Source organism: Lentzea alba, from assembly GCF_047445655.1.
Classification (GTDB): domain Bacteria; phylum Actinomycetota; class Actinomycetes; order Mycobacteriales; family Pseudonocardiaceae; genus Lentzea; species Lentzea alba_A.
In genome coordinates this window covers 227,660-248,820 of record NZ_JAJAEG010000009.1, presented here as the reverse complement: position 1 = coordinate 248,820, position 21,161 = coordinate 227,660, and the positions used below count along the sequence as shown (strand labels likewise).

Sequence of the window (21,161 nt, the reverse complement as noted above, 5' to 3'; positions counted from 1 at the left end):
GCCTAGTGCGTTGACCGCAATGCTCGCCGGGCGCATTCGGCACTCAGCGGGACACCTCGCGGCACCGGCCCCGCGCCCGGCAAGCGTTAGCGGTCAACGCACTAGTAGCTTGTCCATTCGTGAGCTCTCCCCTGGTGCTGCTGGACTCCGCGAGCCTCTACTTCCGGGCGTACTACGCGCTGCCGGACTCGATGACCGCGCCCGACGGCACGCCGGTGAACGCCGTGCGCGGGTTCGTCGACACGATCGCGCGCGTCATCACCGAACGCGGCGCAGGTCGCCTCGTCGCGTGCCTCGACGCCGACTGGCGCCCCGAGTTCCGCGTGAAGCTGCTGCCCTCCTACAAGGCGCAACGCGTGGCCGAGGACGCCACCGACGGCTCCGAAGAGGTCCCGGACACCCTCACGCCGCAGATCCCGATCATCCTCGACGTCCTCGACGCGGCCGGCATCTGCACCGGCGAGGCGGCGGGCTACGAGGCGGACGACGTCATCGGCGCGCTCGCGCACCGCGAGACCGTGTCACCCGTTGAGGTGATCACGGGCGACCGCGACATGTTCCAGGTCGTGCGTGACGAGCCCACGCCTGTGCGCGTCGTCTACGTGGGCCGTGGCTGGAACAAGGCCGAGATCCTCGGGCCTGAGGAGCTGGCGGCCAAGTACTCGCTGCCCGTCGAGAACGCCGGTTCCGCGTACGCCGACATGGCCGTGCTGCGCGGCGACCCCTCCGACGGCCTGCCGGGCGTCGCGGGCATCGGTGAGAAGACCGCGGCGAAGCTCATCACCGAGTTCGGCTCGCTGGAGGCGGTGCTGAAGGCCGTGACCGACCCGATGGACCGCAAGCTCACCACCAAGGCCCGCAACGCCCTCATCGCGGCCGAGGACTACCTGGCGGTCGCGCCCACGGTCGTGCGCACCGCGCTGGACGCCCCCGTCGTGCTCGACCGCGACGACGAGGTGCCGCGCGTGCCCGCCGACCCCGAGCGGCTGCGTGAGCTCACGCAGCGCTGGGGTCTGGGCAGCTCGGTACCGCGCCTCGTCAACGCGATGGAGCGCCGTCCGTAACACCTGATCTCCCCGGCCGACTCCGCATACGTGACGGATGCGCTGTGGCCGGTGGAACAGGCGTTGGTCGACCACGTCGAACGCGGAGACCTGCTCGAGCTGACGGACGACGTGCACATCCGGGCGTGGGTCGTGCGCGACGTCCTGAGAGGGCGCCTCGCTCCCGCCCCGGACCCGCACGGCCTGCGGATCAAGGGTGCCCGCATCGTCGGCCGGCTCGACCTGGAGAACGTCACCAGCGCGATCGGGCTCGAACTGGAGGACTGCGTCCTGGCCGAGGGCGTGATCGCCCGCGACGCCCAGCTCCCCGCCTTCACCCTGGTCGGCTGCCGGCTCGAACACCCGGACGAACCGGCGCTCGACGCCGACCGAATCCGGGTCGAGCAGGTTCTGCTGTGCGACAACGTGCAGGCCACCACTGGCGGCACGCGGGCCGCGATCAGCCTGGCGAACGCGAAGATCGGCGGCAGCCTGATCTGCCGGGACGTGCGCCTGCGCAACACCACCGGACCGGCGCTCAACGCCACCGGACTGCACACCGGCCGAGACGTCCAGCTCCACGGGTTCGACGCCGTCGGTGCGGGCAAGAGCGGCACGTTCGTCCTGGCCGACGCCCACGTCTGCGGCCACCTGAAGTGCGCGGCCACGACGCTGCGGAACGACTCGGGTCCCGCGTTGATGGCGGACGGCCTGCAGGTGGACGGCCGCGTGCTGTGGGGTCCGGGGTTCACCGCCGCCGGGGCCGGCGGGCAGGGAGCCGCCCGGTTGCTGCTCGCCGAGTTCGGCGGGTGGCAGGGCCACGGCGTGATCATCAGCAACGACAGCGGTCCCGGGCTCCTCGCCGGCGGCCTGCGGGTCGAGCGGGACGTCATGCTCAAGGACTTCGCGGCCACCGGCGGCGCGCACGGCGTCGCGGCCGACCTGACCGAGGTCACCGTCGGCGGTGGGCTGTACCTGACCCTGTCGCGACTGGACCACGCCGACCCCGCGCACCGGCTCCGCGTGGACCGGCTCGTGTACAGCGGAGTCCCGCTGGGCATCGGCGCCGGCGAGTGGCTCACGTTGCTGCGCGAAGGCACTCCTGAGTACGAAGCCCAGCCCTACCAGCAACTCGCCGCCGGACACCGCGCCGCCGGACACGACCGCGAAGCGCGCCGCGCGCTGATGGCCCAGCGGCGCGACCAGATCGACCGCCGTGCGCTCACCGGCCGCGGCGAACGGGCGTGGGCACGCTTCACCGGACTCACCCTCGGCTACGGCTACCAGCCGTGGCGCGCGCTGCTCGTCCTGCTCGCCGTGCTCGTCACGAGTGCGTTGCTCGCGGTCGTGCTCGGCGGCACCGGCCTGGTCCAGCCGCGCGCCGGTGCCTCACCCGTGACGTGCCCGGTGATCGACCGGATCGCGGTCGGGCTCGAACTGGGCGCGCCGTTGATCACCACACCGGCCCGCGTCCGTTGCGAGGCAACGAACTCCGGCGCGGGCCAAGCCCTCACCATCGCAGGCTGGGTGCTCCGGCTGCTGGCGTGGGCGTTCGCCACGTTGTTCATCGCCGGGTTCACCGGCGCGGTCCGCAGGACTTAGAAGAACGTCCCGCAGAACGGCTTCTGCGCCACGGCGAACAACGCGTCGGCCTCGTCGAAGCGCGCGCCGTCGATCCGTTTGACGGCCGCGAGCTGCGAGAACGTGGTGTCGCCGAGATACACGGCGCCGAGCAGGTCGACCGGGATCGTGAGGTCGGCCGGCGCCTCGACGCGCTCGACCCCGTCCGGCGACACCCGGTAGCAGCCGTCGTTGGCGGGCAGCAGCTTGTCGTGCACCTCGATGACGACCGGCTCGGCAACGCCGTAGGTACGGGCTTGCAGCGCGTGCGGCACGTCGACCAGCCGCAGCCAGATCTCGTCCTGCAGGTCCTTGGTGACGATCACCCGCGGGTCATCGAACAGCAGACTCACCGGGTCGTCGAGCGAGAGGTCGATCTCGATCGTGTCGACGAGGTCCAGTCGTGCCACGAACATCCACAGGTCCCGCCACGCGTCCGGGGTCGCCCACACGAAGTCCTCAATGGACATCTTGTGCTTGAAGTCCTTCTCCTCGGACACCTTGTAGGTCAGGAAACCGTCGTCTCCATTCGGTCCACTGTGGACCACCGTGACCGAGTTGCCCGCGTCGCCCTTGCGGTCACGGGCCCGCACCCACCAGCCGGGCCAGCGACTGATGTTGCCCGGCCGCGCGAGCCCGATGGCGTCGTGCAGCTCGGGCAGGAGCTTGTCGGCGGTGTCGTGGTCGACCATCCGCACCCGGCCGGTCATCTCGCCGACGATCGCCGCCCGCTTCGCGTCGATCTCCACCCAGCGCCAGCGCCCGGCGAGCCCGTAGCCGAACCGGCCGTAGATGCGCCCCTCGGAGGCACGCAAGGTGGCGATGGGGTCGGACATCGTCGAGAGTTGCTCGCGCATCAGGGCCGTCAGCACGCCACGGCGCGTGTAGTCAGCCCGCACACCCACGCGTGAAATGGCCGCGTGCGGCAGAACAGCACCACCGGGCACCAGGATGGACGACCCGAACGACATGGTCGTGCCGATCATCTCGTCGCCGTCGAAGGCCGCGAGCGCACGACCGGGCTCGTAGGACGGCCGGACGACCTCCCACTGCTCGTCCGTGGGCGGTCCCCAGTGCATAGCGCGGCGGAAGACCGACGTGTGGGCGCGGAACTGCGCTTCGTCGTTGAGAACGCGGATCTCGGTCACGCCCGCGATCGTGTCTCAGCGAGCCCGCGAGCGCACCTCAGTTTCCGTACGCCCTGCGCCGCATCTCGCGGCGCTCGCGGATCACGTCCACGAGGTGCTCGGCCTCGGACTCGGCGATCGGGATCTTCACCCCGTGGTGGTTGCCCATGGCGAAGTCCCGCAACGTGTCGGACCGCCCCCAGTCACTGCCCAGGCTGAACGACTCGGCGACGCCGTCGTCGTGACCGTGGATCGGCCGCACCACAGCGAGGGCAGCCGACAGATCCAGGACATGCCTGGCGTGCCAGAAGATCGCGAAGTAGGACGGTCCGGGCCAGTGCCGCCGCCACCGCTCACGGGTGGACTCGACCAGATCGGCGATCGTCCACATCGCGGCGTGCTCCGGCACTTCCTCCGCCGACGCGGGCACCTCCGACGGCTCCCAGCGCAGATCGGCGGTGAACCGCTGCCCGGTCCCGTCCTCGCCCACCTTCAGCACACCGTCCTCGGACCGGAACCAGCGCGACGGGGGACCGTGATCCACGAGCACGGCCTCGCCGTCGCCCAGCTCGATGCGCGGGCGGGTGCGCCGCAGACCCCACACACCTTCGGAGTCCGCCCGAACGCTGGGATCGTCGCCGCCGTACCGGATCCTGCGCATCTGCACGATCATGTCGATCATGAAGCCCTCGGCCCACTCCGAGTCGACTTTGAACGCACCCCGCCTGAGCCGGGTGGACGGCTCCCAGCGCAGCTCACGCGTGAACGCCTGCTCGCTGCCGCCCTCGACCCGCACCACGGCGAGGGGGCACTTCGGATCCGGATCGTCGGCAGGAAGAACGAAATAGCGCAAAAGAAAACCTTCCCCCAGGAACTCCTGGGGGAAGGTTAACCCGTGCTCTGCGGGAAGGTCAGCCCGTCGGCTGGCCGACCTCGTACTCGCCGTCCTCGGTCTTGACGACGATCTTGACCTTCTTGTCCTTGCCGCCGACCTGGACCTTGCACTCGAACGACGTGTTCGGCTTGACCTCGTTCTCACCGGAACAGGTGGCCTGGCCGACCTCGGAGATCTTGTACTCGTCCTTCAGGATCTGGACGATGCCGGTCTGCACGGCGGTGTTGTCGAAGATCTTCTTCTTGAAGAACGCCGGCGACACGAACCCGGCGAACAGCACGCCACCCACGAGCAGCACGACGACCACCGCGGCGACCCAGATGGCCGCGCTGGACTTCTTCTGCGGCACCGGCTGGCCGTAGCCGGGCTGCTGCCCGTACGGGTTCGGCTGCTGGCCGGGGTACTGCTGCGTCTGCTGGCCGTACGGGTCCTGCGCGGGCGTGCCGTACGGGTTCGACTGGGGCTGCTGGGGCACGCCGTACTGCTGCGTCTGCTGCTGCGACGGATCGAAACCGGGGTACGGCTGCTGCTGGCCCGGCTGGGGCTGCTGCGGCTGGCCGTAGGGGTTCTGAGCCGGGAAGCCGCCGGACGGTGTGCCGGGAGGGAAACCGCCTCCGTAGGGCTGCTGCGGCTGCTGCGGCTGGCCCCAGGGCTGCTGCGGATCGTTCCCTCCGGACGGTCCGTACGGGCTGCTCATCTGTCGACCTCCGTGTGTACGACGTTGCGGCGCGATCCAACCACACCGTTGACGTCAGTCTTTACTCCGACTCGCAAAACCTTCGTCAGGCCCATGTCACATCATTGCCACAACTCCGCGCCGTAGCGCGTCCACGGCCTTGGCCGCTGCGGCGCCGACCGGGTCCTTGCGGCCGACCACCTCACGGATCTGGTCCAAAAGGTCGATCACCTGCCGGCACCACCGCACGAAGTCGCCCGCGCCGAGCTCGTTGCCACCCGCCTCGGCAGCGACGAGGACCTTCTCCAGCGACTCGCCGCGCGCCCACCGGAACACCGGCCACGCGAAGCCGGGATCCGGCTGCCGCGTGATGCGCTCCAGCTTGTGGCGGCGCTCGTCGTCCTCGATCTCCGCCCACAACCGCGTGGTCTTGAGCATCGCGTCCGACACCGGTCCCTGCGGCAGCCGTGCCTCGACCGGGCCGTCCCGCCGCGCCTCGTAGACCAGCGACGACACCACGGCCGCGAGCTCCTCGGGCTTGAGGCCCTTCCACACGCCCTGGCGCAGGCACTCGGCGGCGAGCAGGTCCGACTCGCTGTAGAGCCTGGTCAGGCGCATGCCGTCCGGCGTCACCTCGTCGGCCTCGCTGAGGTAGCCGCGCTCGCGCAGCAACGCCCGGATGCGGTCGAACTGGCGCGCCAGCGAGTGCGTGGTCGCGGCGACCTTGCGCTCCAGCTGCTCGGTCTCGGCCAGCAGTCGGTGGTAGCGCTCGCCCCACCGCGCGTGGTCTTCGCGCTGGTCACAGCCGTGGCACGGGTGGTTGCGCAGGGCCCTGCGCAGCGTCGCGAGCTCGGGGTCGTCGTCCGCGGTGGTCTTCTTGCGGCCGCGCGAGGGCACCGTGATGCCGGTGTTGCGGATGGTCGACGCCAGGTCGCGCCGCGACTTGGGCGAGCGCACGTCCACCTGCCGGGGCAGCCGGATGTGGCCGAGCACCTCGACCGGCGCCGGGAAGTCGGCGCTGGTGAGCCGGCCCGACCAGCGGTCCTCCGTGACGACCAGCGGCCGCGCCTCCCCCAGCGGCTCGATACCGGGGTCGATGACGACCGCGAGACCGCTGCGACGCCCGGACGGCACCGCGATCACGTCACCCTTGCGCAACGTCTCCAGCGACTTGGCCGTCTCGATGCGGCGCGCGTTGGTGTTCTGCTTCGCGAGCTGCTTCTCCCGGTCCGCGACCCTGCGGCGCAGCCCGGCGTACTCCGTGAAGTCGCCGAGGTGGCACGTCATCGACTCGGCGTAGCCCGCGAGCGCCTCCTTGTTGCGCTCGATCCGGCGCGCCAGCCCGACCACCGACCGGTCCGCCTGGAACTGCGCGAACGACTGCTCCAGGATTTCGCGCGCGGCCGACGCACCGAGCTGGTGCACGAGGTTGACGGCCATGTTGTAGCCCGGCCGGAAGCTCGACCGCAGCGGGTACGTCCGCGTGGAAGCCAGCCCGCCGACCGCCTTCGGGTCGATCCCCGGCTGCCAGACGACGACCGCATGGCCCTCGACGTCGATGCCACGACGCCCCGCACGCCCGGTGAGCTGCGTGTACTCCCCCGGCGTGAGGTCGACGTGCGCCTCGCCGTTGTACTTGACCAGCTTTTCGAGCACGACCGTCCGCGCGGGCATGTTGATGCCCAGCGCGAGCGTCTCGGTCGCGAACACGACCTTGACCAGCCCGCGGACGAACAGCTCCTCGACGGTCTCCTTGAACGCGGGCAGCAACCCGGCGTGGTGCGACGCGATGCCCCGCTCCAGCGCCTCCCGCCACTCCCAGAAGCCGAGCACGGTGAGGTCGGCCTCGGGCAGGTCCCGCGTCTTCTCGTCGATGATCCGGCGGACCTGGTCGGTCTCCTCCGGCGTGTTGAGCCGCAGCCCCGCCCGCGCCGTCTGCGCGACCGCCGCGTCACAGCCGGCCCTGGAGAACACGAACACGATCGCGGGCAGCAGGCTCGCCGCGTCCATCCGCTGGATCATGTCCGTGCGGGACGGCGGCTTGAACCCGCTGTTGCGGTTGGGACGCCCGCTGTTGCCGCGATTGCGGTTGCGGTTGAACGGCACGTGGTAGCGCGCGAGCTCCTCGGTCTTGCGCAGCACCTGCACGTTGATCCGCGCGTGCGTCTCGTCGCCCTCGAACAGGTCGAGCATCTGGTTGCCCACCAGCATGTGCTGCCACAACGGCACAGGCCGGTGCTCGTCGACGACGACCGCGGTGTCGCCGCGCACCGCGACCAGCCACTCGCCGAACTCCTCGGCGTTGCTGACCGTCGCGGACAGACCGACCACCTGCACGTGCTCCGGCAGGTGCAGGATGACCTCTTCCCACACGGGACCGCGGAACCTGTCCGCGAGGTAGTGCACCTCGTCCATCACGACATAAGCGAGTCCGTCCAGAGTGGACGAACCCGAGTAGAGCATGTTCCGCAGCACCTCGGTGGTCATCACGACGACCGGCGCGTTGCCGTTCACGCTCGTGTCACCCGTCAGCAGGCCGATGCTCTCGGCGCCGTACCTGGCCGTGAGATCGGCGAACTTCTGGTTGCTGAGCGCCTTGATCGGCGTCGTGTAGAAGCACTTGCGCCCCTCGGTGAGGGCCAGGTGCACGGCGAACTCGCCCACCACCGTCTTACCGGCACCGGTGGGGGCGCAGACGAGCACTCCGTGACCGTCCTCCAGGGCCTCGCAGGCCTGGCGCTGGAACGGGTCCAGCTCGAACGAGATGACGGAGCCGAAGTCGGTCAGCTTGGGCCGCTCAGCTCGACGCCGGGAGTCGGCGTAGGCCTCGGCCGGGGACCGCGAAGCACGTGACACCCCTTCAGGCTTTCACATCGCACCGACAAACGCCGCCGACATTGATTAACTTCAGGTTGCACTGAAGGTATTGAGCGGGCTGGCGGGTGGTCGTGGCTGGGGTTGAGGGGTCGATCGGAGTGGGGTGGCGGCGGTTCGGGGGTGGTTGCCTGGCGGTGGTCGGGGTCCAGCGTGGTTGGGGTGCCGTCGAAGGGCTGGCACTGTGCGAGGGCGGCGAGTGCCGTGCGGGCGGGTCGGCTTGCGTGGGCCGGCGCGAGTTCCAGCGGAGTGGTCGCCTGCCGTGCGGGCCGTCACCTTGCGAGAGCGGGCGGGGTGCCGGGCGGGCCGTCACCCAGCTCAGGCGGACGCGTTCCAGGCGAGAGGCCAGCTTGCGGGCGGGTGGCCGTTGCGAAGCCACCCGCCTGCCGTCAAGCGTCAGAACGTGCGCTGCACCCGGTCGGCGACCAGCTTCACGAACCGGGAGGGATCGGCGAGCTCCCCGCCCTCCGCGAGCAGCGCCAGCCCGTAGACGAGCTCGGCGGTGTCGGTGAGCGAGTCGCGTTCACCCGCCGCGAACGCCTTGTGCAAGCCCTCCACCAGAGGGTGCGACGGGTTGAGCTCCAGGATCCGCTTGATCTTGGGAAGCTCCTGCCCCATCGCCTTGTACATCTTCTCCAGGGTCGGAGTGATGTCGTGCGTGTCGCCGACAACGCACGCCGGTGAGGTCGTCAGGCGCGACGAGAGCCGCACCTCCTTGACGTCCTCCTCCAACTGCGAACCCATCCAGGACAGCAGGTCGGAGAACTCGGCGGCCTTCTCGGTGGCGGCGGACTTCTCCTCCTCGGTTTCGAGGTCCACCTGGCCCTTGGCGACGGACTGGAAGAGCTTCTCGGAGTACGAGGGGACGGCGTCGACCCACATCTCGTCGATCGGGTCGGTGAGGATGAGGACCTCGAAGCCCTTGGCGCGCAACGCCTCCATGTGCGGCGAGTGCTCGACGGCGGTCCGCGAGTCGCCGGTCATGAAGTAGATGTGCTCCTGGCCCTCCTTCATCCGCGAGACGTAGTCGGCCAGCGTGGTCAACTCGTCCTCGGAGTGCGTGGAGGCGAAGGAGCAGACGTCGAGGATGGCGGTGCGGTTGTCCACATCGGACAGCAGGCCCTCCTTCAGGGCCGCGCCGACCTCGCGCCACAGCTTCGCGTAGTCGTCAGGACGCGAGGACTGCAGCGACTTGATCGAAGAAAGCACCTTCTTCACCAGCCGGCGGCGCATCAGCTGGATCTGGCGGTCCTGCTGCAGGATCTCGCGCGAGACGTTCAGCGAGAGGTCCGCCGCGTCGACGACGCCCTTCACGAAGCGGAGGTACTCGGGCATCAGCTCGGCGCAGTCGTCCATGATGAAGACGCGCTTCACGTAGAGCTGGACACCGCGGCGGCTGTCCCGCATGAAGAGGTCGAGAGGCGCCTGCGCGGGCAGGAAGAGCAGAGCCTGGTACTCGAACGTGCCCTCCGCCTGCATGCGGATGGTCTCCAGCGGCGCGTTCCAGTCGTGGCTGATGTGGCGGTAGAACTCGGCGTACTCCTCCTCCGTCACCTCGGAGGCCGGGCGCGCCCACAGCGCCTTGCGGGAGTTGATGTCCTCGCCGCCCAGGCGGACGGGCCAGGTGATGAAGTCCGAGTAGCGCTTGACGATCTCGCGGATCTTCGCGGGCTCGGTGTAGTCCGGCAGCTGGTCCTCGTCGTCGGACGGCTTGAGGTGCAGCGTCACCGTGGTGCCCTGCGGCGCGTCCGGGACGTCCTCGATCGTGTAGGTGCTCTCGCCGGTCGACTCCCAGCGCACACCCTCCGAAGCGTGCGGGTGGCGGGTCACGAGGGTGACCTTGTCGGCGACCATGAAGGTCGAGTAGAAGCCGATGCCGAACTGGCCGATCAGGTCCGAGGACGACGACTGCTGTTCCTTGAGCTTGCGCAGGAACTCCGCGGTGCCGGACTTGGCGATCGTGCCGATGAGCCGCACGACGTCCTCGCGCGTCATGCCGATGCCGTTGTCGCGCACGGTCAGCGTGCGTTCGGAAGGATCGGACTCGATCACGATGTGCAGGTCGTCGACGTCGACCTTCATGTCCTTGTCGCGGAAGGACTCCAGCCGCAGCTTGTCCAGCGCGTCCGAGGCGTTCGAGACCAGCTCGCGCAGGAACGTGTCCTTGTTCGAGTAGATCGAGTGGATCATCAGCTGCAGCAGCTGACGGGCCTCGGACTGAAACTCGAGAGTCTCCATTGCTTCCCCACCGAAATCAAAAACGAGAACGAACAGCCCTAGAACTTAGCGACCCACGACTGTGAGAGCGCCTGGGACCGTGCGAACTGAGACAGGTAGTGCTTCCTGACGTTCACCGTCGGCGTAAGCGATCCAGCCGTTACCGCCGGACAGAGAGACCTCACGCGCGCGGAATGTGCGCACGGACGGGTGCTCGGTGTGCTTGCCCGTGCGCAACGTCGGCAGCATCCGCATGAGCATCGAACGGCTCGCGTGCTCCACGACCGTCACGTCGAACAGCCCGTCCGAAGCATCGGCGGAGGGACACACCGGAATGCCGCCGCCGTAGTTCGGCGTGTTGCCCACCGCCACCAGGGTCGCGTCCAGCGAGAACGTGTCGCTCTCGGTCGTCACGAGCAGAGGTGCCGAGCGCAACGACGCCAGCTCGGCCAGGATCGCCAGGTCGTAGCGGCGCGGACCGGCGGGCCAGCGCATCGCGTTCGCCCGCTCGTTCACCGCGGAGTCGAAGCCCGCGCACAGCACCGTCGCGAACCACTGGCCCGTCGACAACCGGCCCAGGTCCAGCTTCTTGCGAACCCCGAACACGACGTCGTCGACGGACGCGGACCCGATCGCGGCCGCCAGGTCGTTGCCGGTGCCCGCCGGCACGATGCCCAGCGCGGTCGAGGTGTCCGCACACGCCTGAATGCCCAGGTGAGCGGCACCGTCACCGCCCAGCACGACCAGCAGGTCCACGCCGTCGGCGACGGCCTCGCGGGCCATCTTCAACGTGCCCTCGGCGTCGTGCGCGACCAGCTGCGTCAGCGACGAGACGTGCGGGCGCAGCGCGGCGGCGGTCGACCCGGCCATGCGGGCCGCCCGCCCCTTGCCCGACGCGGGGCAGACCAGCAAGGCGGCCCGCGTCACGTGGCGTCGTCGTAGTTCACGCGCTTGGAAGGCTCCGCAGCGACAGGCTTCTCACCGGGCAGGTCGCCGTCGGAGTCGGACGGCGTGTAGTCGAACGGCGCGGCCTCGTTGTCGTCGAGAGCGTCCCAGCCCTCGGCGGCGCGGAGCTTGGCCTTGCGCTTGTCGTGGATCCGGGCGACCTGGATCGCCATCTCGAACAGCAGCACCAGCGCGATCGCCAGCACGACCATCGAGATCGGGTCCGTGCCCGGCGTCGCGATCGCGGCGAACACGAACAGGCCCATCATCAGGCCGCGCCGCCACTTCGCCAGCCGTTCGTACGACACCACGCCCGCGCGGTTGAGCATCACCACGACCAGCGGGAGCAGGAAGCTCACGCCGAAGATGAACAGCATGGTGATCACGAAGTTGATGTACTTGCTACCCGTGAGCGCCGTGGTCCAGTTCTCGCCACCGAAGCCGAGCAGCACCTTCAATCCCTCGGGCACCACGAGGTAGGCGAGCACCGCACCGGCGACGAACAGCAACGCACCGATGCCGACGAACACCCGCGCGAAGTTGCGTTCCTTCGTGTACAGGCCCGGCGTGATGAACGCCCAGATCTGGTAGAGCCACAGCGGGCTGAGGAGCACCGCGCCCGCGGCCGTGCCGACCTGCAGCTGAACGAGGAAGATCTCGAACGGCTCGGTCTGCAGCAGCGCGCAGCTGCCGTCGCTGGTGATCTTGGCCCGGTACTTCTCCAGGTCGGGCTGGCAGTACGGCCCCGTCAGGATGTCGCCCAGCGACGGGATGGGACCGAGTCGCACCTGGAACCAGATGAAGCCGAAGATCGCACCGACGGCGATGACCAGCATCGCCAGGCCGAGCCGGTACCGCAGCTCGTACAGGTGCTCTTTGAGCGACATCGTGCCGTCGGGGTTGCCCCGACGGCGCCTGCCGCGTTCCCGGCGCTCGGCGAACCACCGGAACGGGTTTGCCACCGCGCTAACCGTCCTTACAAGTCAGAGACCAGAAGGTCAGTTGTTGTTGGTGGCCTTGTTCTGGGTGGTCTGCTCGATGGGAGGCGCGACCTGCGGCTGCTGCTGCACCGGCGGCTGGGCCGGAGGAAGCTGCTGCACCGGCTGCTGGACGGGCTGCTGAGCAGGCTCGTCGTCCTTGGCGTCCGGGTCGCGCAGGCCCTTGGTCTCGGCCTTGAAGATCTTCGCCGACCGGCCGAGCGACCGTGCCATGTCAGGAAGCTTCTTCGCACCGAACAGCAGGATGATCACCACAGCGATGATGATCAGCTCGGTGGGTCCGAGGTTAGGCATTGCTGGTCCTCCTGTCTGCCCCGCGACGTCGATCGTACGCGGGGTTTGCCCTGGTGCGGGCCTGTCCCGAAGGCCGTCGCTGCGCGATGGCCACCTTCAGCGCGGCAGTGCGCGCCTTCAGCAGTCCGACGCGATCGCCGACCCTGTCCCCCACCAGAGTGCGGGCGCTGGCGAATCGACGCAAGGATCGGATGACTCGGACCCCGATCGCGACCAGCACGATCAGGCCGAACGCGATCAGCGCCAGGGTCGGTGTGTACGGCACAAGCACACGTTATACGGCTTAGGTGGACAGCAGGTGATCTGCCCGGCGCAACGCTTCCGCCGCTCTGGTCCGCACCGCGTCCGCGAGCTCCACCGGCTGCTCGACGTGCACGTCACCGCCGAGTCCGAGGAGCAGGCGGACCATCCACGACGGGTCGTCGTAGCGCATGAGGACACGCGTGCGGCCGTCGGAGAGCTCCGCGACGTGATCAACGGGGTAGTACTCGGCGACCCAGTGCGCGTCCGGTTCGAGAAGAAGGACCGCGATCTTCTGATCGTCCCGTGGTTGGAACAACCCCTCCGATGTATCCGTGAGCCGGGCGTGCGGCGGGGGCGACGACGGCTCGTCGAGGACCTCCACGTCGTCGATCCGGTCGAGCCGGAACAGCCGCACGCCGAGCGCCGACCGGCACCACGCCTCCAGGTAGCCGCGGCCCTCGACGAGCAGCAGACGCATCGGGTCGACCACACGGTCGCTGATCTCGTCATGCGACTGCGAGTAGTAGCGGATGCGCACGGCCCGTTCGCGCTTCACGGCGTCCTGCACCGCAGCTCGGATCTCCGCCGTCTCCCCGCGCTCGAACGCGCCCAGCCCGACCACCATGCCCGCGGGCTGTGCCTTGCCGACCGCGGACTCGATCTTGGCCAGCGCCCGCTGCACCGCGTCGGTGTCGACCACGCCGGGCGTGTCCGCGAGTGCCCGCAGCGCCACCAGCAACGACGCCGCCTCGGCCGCGGTGAGCCGCAGCGGCCGGTTCATGCCCGCGTCGAACGAGACCGTGATCGTCTCGCCCTCGAAGGACAGGTCGATCAGGTCGCCCGGCCCGTAGCCCGGCAGGCCGCACATCCACAGCAGCTCGAGGTCCTTGCGCAGCTGCTTGGGCGTGATGCCGAAGTCGGCCGCGGCCTCCCTGACCGTGATCGCGGGGCGGTTGAGCAGGTACGGCACGAGTGCGAGCAGCCGCGGCAGCCGTTCGTTCGACGCGGTCACCGCGCTCCTTCCAGTGCGCCCTGCAGGCGGTCGCGAACCGATTTGGCCAGGACCTCGGGTTCCAGCACCACGACGTCGGGCCCGAACCCGGCCAGCCACTTGGCCGCCGAGTCGGGGAACTTCAGGTCGATCTCGACGACGTCGCCACCGTCGCGTTCCTCCACGACCTTCGCGTGCCGGCGAAGGCCCTGCGCCCGTCCCTTGGCCACCCAGATCTTCGCAGGCGCCGTGTGGTGCGGATCCACCTCCGTGCGCGCGATGAGGCTCATCAGGTCCGTGCCTTCAGGCACCTTGAACGCACCGGGCTTGCCGACAGTTCTGACCGCACCCACGACTCGGGAGAGCCGGAAACAGCGCGTGTCGTCGCGGTCGCGGTCCCAGCCGACGAGGTACCACTTGCCGCGCCAGGCGACCACACCCCACGGCTCGACCGTGCGGTCCTTCTGCCCGCCCGGCGGCGGCTTGCGGTAGCCGAACGTGACCACCTGCCCGGCCTGCACGGCCTGCAGCAGCGGCGGGAACGCGGGCTCGTTCGCGCGCACCTTGGGCTCGACGGCGGCCGGCGTGTCCTGGTCGACGTCCACCCCCGCGGCCCGCAGCTTGATCAACGCCCCGTGCACCGCGCCCGTGAGCTGCGGCGAGTCCCACAGCCGTGCCGCCAGTGCCACCGCGGCGGCCTCGTCGGGTTCGAGGTCGATGTCGCCGAGCTCGTAGTCGCGCCGCGCGATCCGGTACCCGTCCTCCGCGCCCTCGGCGTTGGACTGCCGCCCGGTCTCCAGCGGCACGCCGAGATCGCGCAGCTCGGACTTGTCCCGTTCGAACATGCGGAAGAACGCCTCGTCCGTCGGGGCTTCGTGATACCCGGGGACGATGGCGCGGATGCGGTCCGCTGTCAGGTACTGGCGCGTCGACAGAAGACACAACACCAGGTTGACGAGGCGTTCGGCACGTGCGATGGCCACGGACAAACCCTAACCCCGTGTGTGTGGAAACCTTGACAACACCTGTTGTGAACGGTCCGTTCAGAGCAGCGTGCGCAACTCTCGTACCAGCTCCACGGGCGCTTCCTCGGCCATGTGGTGTCCACAGTCGATGGCACGTACCTGCACGTCATCGGCCCACTCAGCCCACACGGCAGCAAGATTTTCGTAAAGCTCGCCGAGGTCGTCCTTCGCCGCCCACAACGCCAGAACGGGACACGCGATCTTGCGCCCGGCCGCCCGGTCCTCGTCGTCGTGCTGGCGGTCGACCTCCAGCCCGGCCCGGTAGTCACCGCACATCGCCAGCACCGTCTCGGGGTCGTGGATCGCGCGCTGGAAGTCCGCCCAGTTCTCCACGCCCATCGCGAGCGGCGTGTCGTGGTAGCGCCCTCCGTACCAGAGGTCGGGGTCCTGGTTGATCATCGCGGCGGCGAGTTCCTGCTGTGCCAGGAAGAACCAGTGGTACCAGGACTGTGCGAACCGGGCGTCACACCGTTCGAGATGAGCCCCGATGGGCAGTCCGTCGAGCACGGCCAGGCTCGTGACCCTGTCCGGGTGGTCGAGCGCCAGCCGGATCGCCGCCGCCGCACCCCTGTCGTGTCCGACGACCGCGAACTCGTCGTGGCCCAGTTCGCGCATCAGGTGCACGAAATCCCGTGCCATGGCCCGTTTCGAGTAGTCGCCGGGCTTGCTGGACTCGCCGTACCCGCGCAGATCCGGACACACGACCGTGTGATCCGTGGCGAGCAACGGCGCGACGCGGTGCCACGTCGTGTGCGTCCGAGGGTGGCCGTGCAGGAGGAGGACCGGCGGCCCTGCACCACCGGTCCTCACTCGCAGCACGGCCTCGCCAACGTCCCTGCGACGCAACGAAAAACCCTCGAACACTCGCTTCGGCTACCCCGGTCAGGTGCGGCCGACACGTCCTTTTTCGCCGGAGGCCCAGCAGGTGTTACCAACGCAGTCCACGGTGTCGAAGCTCCCGGTGTCCGCGATCTTCCAGCTCCTGCCGTCCCTGCTGGTGTCCGTGCCGGACGGTCCGACCGCGACCAGTCCGTTGCCCCGGTAGGCGATGCCCGACCGGTAACCGACGGGAGCCTGCGTCCCGGCCTTCCAGCCGCGCCCGTCGTTCATCGCGAACGCCGGCGTCGGATCGGTCGGCTTCAGGTAGTCGCCACCGATCGCCACACCGCGCCACGGCGTCTTGAACGCCACCGCGAACACCCCGGCCGCCTCGCCGCTGGGCAACGGAACCTCGGAGGCCTTCCACGACCGACCACCGTCACGTGACTCCAGCACCCGTGCTTTCGCGCCGCCGCCGGTCGCGATCCACGCGTGGTTGCCACTGGTCGTCACACACTGGCCGCTTGCTGCGAACGCGAACTCCCCCGGCAGCGCGTCCGGCATGCCCTTGGTGTCGTTGACGTGCCACGACCGGCCGCCGTCCCACGTCCGCAGCACCCGGAACTTGCCGTCGACCGGGTCGCTCAGCGCCAGCCCGCGGAACCGGTCGAAGAACGCCACGCAGTCGTAGAACGCGTTCGGGTCGGTGTTGCGGAACGACTCCTGCCACGTCTTGCCACCGTCCGACGTGCGGTAGATCCGCGACGACTCACCCGGACCGATGGACAGCGTCACCGCGTTGCGCGCGTCGAACGCCTCGATGTCGCGGAACTCCAGCGCCGACGTGCCGGGCGGGCCGACGGACTCCCACGACCGGCCGGCGTTGGTGGTGCGCAGGACAGTGCCTTTTGAGCCGCTGGCCCACGCGACCTGACCGGACACCGCGGACAAACCACGCAGGCGCGCGTCCGTGCCGGTCGGTTTCAGCTCCCAGAAGGAGTCGTCGGAGGCATACGCCGTGCCGGACACGGCGAAGGTGGCGACGAGCGCCGCGGTGAGAAGTCGCATGCGGGCAACTCTGGTCGAAGCAGATGATCGCTTCCTAGCCCCGATCGGCGGTCGGCACGGCGTGCGAGCAGGGACGAAGATCTTCCCATGCCCGAGAGCGGCCCCTACCCCGAGATCCGTGCCAGCCGGCCTGAGCGGTCGTTCGCGGACGTCACCGCACCGCACCGGTGGGCGGAAGCCGCCGGTGAGCACGAGGGGTGGGACCGCCTGGCCGAGGACCCGAGAGCGACCAAGATCCGGAACGCCACCCTGGCGGTCGTGCACGAGCTGGGCACCGCATGGGAACGGGACCGTGCCGCACTCGCGCAGGACCCGTGGCTGGACCCGCATTTCGCCGACCTGTTCACGGAACGGGTCCGGTGGGTGATCGGACGCGTCCTGCCCCCGGACGAACTGCGGCTGTCCGCGGGCGAGGTCGCCCTGCTGGTCACGTTCCCCTACCTGCATCAGGCCTTCTGGGCGAAGCAGGCCGTGGAGATCCTGCGGGGCGTGGACCCCGCTGTCGCTGCCTTTGCTCGCGACACCGAACTCCCGGCCTTCAGCGCGGTCGCCGCCGACAAGGGCGCGCTGTACCGCCGCGGCGCGCATGCGTTCGACTCCGGCGACGACACCGCGAAGGTCATCGGGTGGTGGCTGTTCCACCAGTGGCTCGCAGGCCTCCCGACCTGCTACAGCACGGCCAACCTCGGGGCGCTGCTCCCGACGCCGACTCCCACCCCGGTCAGGTCGGTGCTCACGCCGGCTCGACTCACGGAACTGATGCGCGTGGTCCAGATCGATCCCGCGTTCCTGCGTCGCACCGACCGCGCCTCGAAGCTGAAGCCGTTGGTGAAAGTGGCGGGCGGAACATCACTCGAGCAGGACATGCGCGAGCAGCTGCTGGGCTACCTGCTCGTCTTCGCGCACCGGACCGCGATCGACCCGGCTGTCCTGCCACGTCTCATCGTCGAGCACGTCGGCATCAAGGACGGTGTGACACCGGCGGAAGTCCTCGAGTCGATCAGGACCGCGTCGTGGACCGGCGAACGGACCCGTGTGCTCGTCGCCGAGTGCGCACACCCCGCGACCGTGCTCGCGCTGCGCGGTCAGGCCGCCGCGGTGGACTCGGTGCTCACCGAGATCGTCGCCGCGATCGAGGAGACACCCCATCTCGAGCCTCTCCGGCACATGCCGACTCATGCGTCGGCCGATGGCGTCGGCACGACAGGTGAAGACGGTGTGCCCGTACCGGCCGCCGTCGGCCACCGGTTCAGGCTGGCTGACGACCGGATCCAGGAGTTGCTCATGGGCGAGCAGCTCTACGGAACGCCGGAGCTGGCCGTCCGCGAGCTGTACCAGAACGCGCTCGACGCCTGCCGCTACCGCGAGGCCCGGATCGCGTACCTCGAGAAGACCGCCCCCGCGAAACCTGCGGACTGGAGCGGCTCCATCAGCTTCAGGCAGGGCACCGAGGACGGGCGCCCGTTCCTCGAATGCGCGGACAACGGCATCGGCATGGGCGACCGCGAACTGGTGGACGTGTTCTCCCGCGCGGGGGTCAGGTTCGCGGACATGCCCGAGTACGTGGAGGAGCAGGCCGACTGGGCAGCCGAAGGCATCGAGTCGCATCCCAACAGCCGCTTCGGCATCGGCGTGCTGAGCTACTTCATGCTGGCCGACGAGATCACGGTGACGACGTGCCGGCTCGACCGCAAAGGCAACCCCGACCGGCGCCTCGAGGTTCACATCGCGGGACCTGGCGCGCTGTTCCGCGTGCGTGACCTCGGCGCGGGGGACGACGCAGGGACCGTGGTCAGGCTCTGGCTGCGCCCGGCGGACAAACCCCTGCATTGCACGGAGCTGCTCCGCCGCATCCTCTGGGTCAGCGACTACCGCGTCGAGTCGGAGGACCTGAGCGGTGCACAGACCTGGGAACCCGGAGAACTGTCACCGATGGCGCCGATCGGATCGGACGCGCTGGCTGAAAGTGCGCGCAGGACTGCCGACGTGATCGTCCCCGCGGACCGCGGCAGGGTGTGGTGGTGCGACGAGTCAGGCGCGGTCCTCGCCGACGGGATCTGGGCGGGCACCAGCGTCTTCGGCGCGGTCGTCAACCTCACCGGCCACGACCTGCCCCGGCTGACGATCGACCGCAAGACGATCATCGACCTCGACCTGCCCCTGGTCGAGGCTCTGATGCGGGACGCGATACCGGCGCTTCTCGGCGCGTCGCGGTCGCCGCTGTCGCACCGGTGGCTGTCCACGCTCGTCAACGACATGCCCCGGCTGGCTGACGAGATCTGCGAACGCGCGATCGACGTCGGGTACCGGCCGTGGCTGGTCGCCGGTGCGGAGATGCCGATCGAGGTCGTTGGTTGCTTCCGCGAGGACGAGTTCCTGTTCGCGGGACACGAGCCACCTCGCCTGAGCAGCTGGAACGACCACATCGGCGCCTGGCGGCTGGCCGCCTGGTTGCGGGCGAACCCGGACCACTCGGGTGACGAAGTCGGCCCTGTCGTTCCCGCACTCCCGTCGGACATCCTCCTGCTGCAACGAAACCACCGCGATGTCAACAGTGCCCACAACAGAATCGGGTGGCTGTACAACCGTCAGCAGCCGGACATCGGCCATGTTCTCTTCGCCGCGCTCAGAGCACACCGCTCACCCGCCGAGGTGGCAGCCAGACTCACGAAGCTCGGTTGGTCGGTGCCAGACGGGTTGCCGGCCGACGCGAGGCCGACCGATCCCTTGATTCTCGGCCAGTACAGTCCCGGAGAGCCACCGTGGCTGAACAGGGCGACTGCGGTCCCACATGACGGCGTGCTGATCGCGGCGATCAACGCAGGGCTCGCACCTCATGCCGTCGCGGAACGGCTGTCCGAACTCGGTTACGAAGTACCGACCGCCGCACGTCTCCCGTCAGCGGTGCACCCGATCGACAGGAAGTTGCTTCGGGACGACGACGTGTACTCGTTCGACCTCTCGTTGTCGGAGAAGGTTTCTGTCGCTCACATCATGGCCGGCGCAGCCAGGACCGGGCGAACTCCGGCCGAGGTGGCGCGCCGTCTCGCCGAGCTCGGCTACCCCGTTCCAGGCCCGGAGGAGCTGCCGGCCGATCACGACAACCACGATGAGATCGTGTTCCGGAGTCAGACAGACCTCCTGACCAATCGTCACGTGGAAAGCCCGGTGTCGCGCAGGCACATCACCATCGCCTCGATCAGATCGGGCCGGACACCCGCGCGGGTCGCGGCCCGCCTCGCTGAAGCAGGGTTCGAGGTGCCGCCGGAAGCGAGCCTGCCCGAGTCGACAGGGCCTTCCGACGCCACTCTCATCCGAGCCCAGAACCTCCTGGATCCCCGAACCGACAAGTTCCACCTCGACGAGGTGGTCGAGATCGGGCACGTGCTCTGGGCGGCTCTGAAGACCGCCCAGTCGCCGGTGCGGGCAGCGGGCCGTCTAACCGAGCTCGGCTACACCACGCCTCCATCCGACCTGCTGCCCACCACCGTGGACGCTGATGATCTGGTGCTCGTGTCGACCGCCATCGGGTCCGACCGCGGGCACGGCTACAACGACCCCGATCACGCCTGGCTGCGCACCGGCCAGGAGGTGTCCCCGCAACACGTCTTCCTGGCCGCGGTCAAAACGCGGCGCACTCCTCGTGCCGTCGCGCGAAAACTCGGCGAACTCGGCTTCCGCACACCACCGGAAGCACAGCTCGACCTCGATGTCGGGCCAGACGACGCGCTACTGCTCAGCGTCGCCCTGGACAGCCGGCCGCCGTGGCTGACCGCGGACCACCCGGCACTCGTCGGCACCGAGCTCACCCTGCCGCTCGGCTACGTGCTCGCCGCGGCGGCCCGCCTCGGCAGGACGCCTGCCGAGATCGTGACGCGGCTGGGGGAACTGGGCCTGCGCGCCGAAGAGGTTCGGCCTTCCGCGACAGTGAATCCCCAGGACACCCTGCTGCTCGACCGAACCGTCCACCAACTGCACTGGGCGAACGGGCGAAAGACCGAGTTCCCCTGGCTCGGTGTGAGCAAGCCCGCTGATCGCCTGCACCTGCTGATTGCCGCGAGCCGGACCGCCCTGCCGCCGACGGACATCGCCCACCGGCTACGTGACCTCGCCATTCCGGTCGAGCCCGCGGAGAATCTCCCCAGGTCGATCGACCCGACCGACCTGGCGTTGCTCAGCAGGGACCTGTTCGGCAGGGAACCCTTCAGGTCCCTGGACAGCCCGTTCCCACGCGGTGAGGTGATGCTCGCGGCCTACCGGACCCGAACATCACCTCGCGAGGTGCTCGAGCGAGTCCGCAGGCTCGGTCTGGTGCCGAGCCTGTGA

16 protein-coding genes are annotated in these 21,161 nt (G+C 69.2%); 3 read left to right on the top strand and 13 right to left on the bottom strand.

What is annotated here, in order from left to right:
- The first annotated feature begins 119 nt into the window (after positions 1-119).
- Together LFM09_RS17200 and LFM09_RS17195 are read left to right on the top strand one after the other, a co-directional pair.
- A complete protein-coding gene (locus LFM09_RS17200) occupies positions 120-1,064 on the top strand; it encodes a 5'-3' exonuclease (RefSeq protein ID WP_414097453.1) in 945 nt (314 codons plus the stop codon).
- Positions 1,065-1,094: 30 nt separating this feature from the next.
- Complete coding sequence (locus tag LFM09_RS17195) at positions 1,095-2,645, top strand: hypothetical protein (RefSeq protein WP_414097452.1); 1,551 nt, start codon at positions 1,095-1,097, stop codon at positions 2,643-2,645.
- Here LFM09_RS17195 and LFM09_RS17190 read toward each other — a convergent pair.
- From LFM09_RS17190 to LFM09_RS17130, 13 genes are all read right to left on the bottom strand, one after another.
- Positions 2,642-3,811 (bottom strand): GNAT family N-acetyltransferase, encoded by a 1,170-nt coding sequence (locus LFM09_RS17190; RefSeq protein ID WP_414097451.1) that lies wholly within the window; start codon positions 3,809-3,811, stop codon positions 2,642-2,644. The two genes, LFM09_RS17195 and LFM09_RS17190, sit on opposite strands and share 4 nt — an antisense overlap.
- Positions 3,812-3,848: 37 nt before the next feature.
- On the bottom strand, positions 3,849-4,643 hold the full coding sequence (locus tag LFM09_RS17185; RefSeq protein ID WP_414097450.1) for a hypothetical protein: 795 nt from the start codon (positions 4,641-4,643) through the stop codon (positions 3,849-3,851).
- A gap of 58 nt (positions 4,644-4,701) precedes the next feature.
- Positions 4,702-5,382, bottom strand: coding sequence for a DUF4333 domain-containing protein (locus LFM09_RS17180; protein ID WP_414097449.1), 681 nt, complete (start codon positions 5,380-5,382; stop codon positions 4,702-4,704).
- 96 nt (positions 5,383-5,478) lie between these two features.
- The gene (locus tag LFM09_RS17175; protein ID WP_414097448.1) at positions 5,479-8,217 is read right to left on the bottom strand and encodes a DEAD/DEAH box helicase; all 2,739 of its coding nucleotides are present in this window, start codon (positions 8,215-8,217) and stop codon (positions 5,479-5,481) included.
- A gap of 414 nt (positions 8,218-8,631) precedes the next feature.
- On the bottom strand, positions 8,632-10,473 hold the full coding sequence (htpG, locus tag LFM09_RS17170) for a molecular chaperone HtpG (protein WP_414097447.1): 1,842 nt from the start codon (positions 10,471-10,473) through the stop codon (positions 8,632-8,634).
- A gap of 45 nt (positions 10,474-10,518) precedes the next feature.
- Positions 10,519-11,379, bottom strand: coding sequence for a diacylglycerol kinase family protein (locus LFM09_RS17165; protein WP_414097446.1), 861 nt, complete (start codon positions 11,377-11,379; stop codon positions 10,519-10,521).
- Positions 11,376-12,284 (bottom strand): twin-arginine translocase subunit TatC, encoded by a 909-nt coding sequence (tatC, locus tag LFM09_RS17160; protein ID WP_414097538.1) that lies wholly within the window; start codon positions 12,282-12,284, stop codon positions 11,376-11,378. Before tatC ends, LFM09_RS17165 begins: the two co-directional genes overlap by 4 nt.
- 111 nt (positions 12,285-12,395) lie before the next feature.
- Entirely contained in the window at positions 12,396-12,689 is a 294-nt protein-coding gene (gene tatA / locus LFM09_RS17155) for a Sec-independent protein translocase subunit TatA (RefSeq protein WP_414097445.1), read from the bottom strand.
- Positions 12,682-12,954 (bottom strand): bacteriophage holin, encoded by a 273-nt coding sequence (locus tag LFM09_RS17150; RefSeq protein ID WP_414097444.1) that lies wholly within the window; start codon positions 12,952-12,954, stop codon positions 12,682-12,684. The genes tatA and LFM09_RS17150 overlap by 8 nt, the downstream gene beginning before the upstream one ends.
- An 18-nt stretch (positions 12,955-12,972) precedes the next feature.
- A complete protein-coding gene (locus LFM09_RS17145; protein WP_414097443.1) occupies positions 12,973-13,944 on the bottom strand; it encodes a helix-turn-helix transcriptional regulator in 972 nt (323 codons plus the stop codon).
- Positions 13,941-14,906 carry a helix-turn-helix transcriptional regulator gene (locus LFM09_RS17140; protein ID WP_414097442.1) on the bottom strand — a complete coding sequence of 322 codons (966 nt, stop codon included), beginning with the start codon at positions 14,904-14,906 and terminating at the stop codon, positions 13,941-13,943. Before LFM09_RS17140 ends, LFM09_RS17145 begins: the two co-directional genes overlap by 4 nt.
- 60 nt (positions 14,907-14,966) lie before the next feature.
- Positions 14,967-15,794 carry an alpha/beta hydrolase gene (locus LFM09_RS17135; RefSeq protein WP_414097441.1) on the bottom strand — a complete coding sequence of 276 codons (828 nt, stop codon included), beginning with the start codon at positions 15,792-15,794 and terminating at the stop codon, positions 14,967-14,969.
- A 36-nt stretch (positions 15,795-15,830) separates the two neighbouring features.
- Positions 15,831-16,835: an oxidoreductase gene (locus LFM09_RS17130; RefSeq protein WP_414097440.1), complete on the bottom strand. Its 1,005-nt coding sequence runs from the start codon at positions 16,833-16,835 to the stop codon at positions 15,831-15,833.
- 87 nt (positions 16,836-16,922) lie between these two features.
- Here LFM09_RS17130 and LFM09_RS17125 point away from each other — a divergent pair, with 87 nt between their 5' ends.
- Positions 16,923-21,161 carry a hypothetical protein gene (locus tag LFM09_RS17125; RefSeq protein ID WP_414097439.1) on the top strand — a complete coding sequence of 1,413 codons (4,239 nt, stop codon included), beginning with the start codon at positions 16,923-16,925 and terminating at the stop codon, positions 21,159-21,161.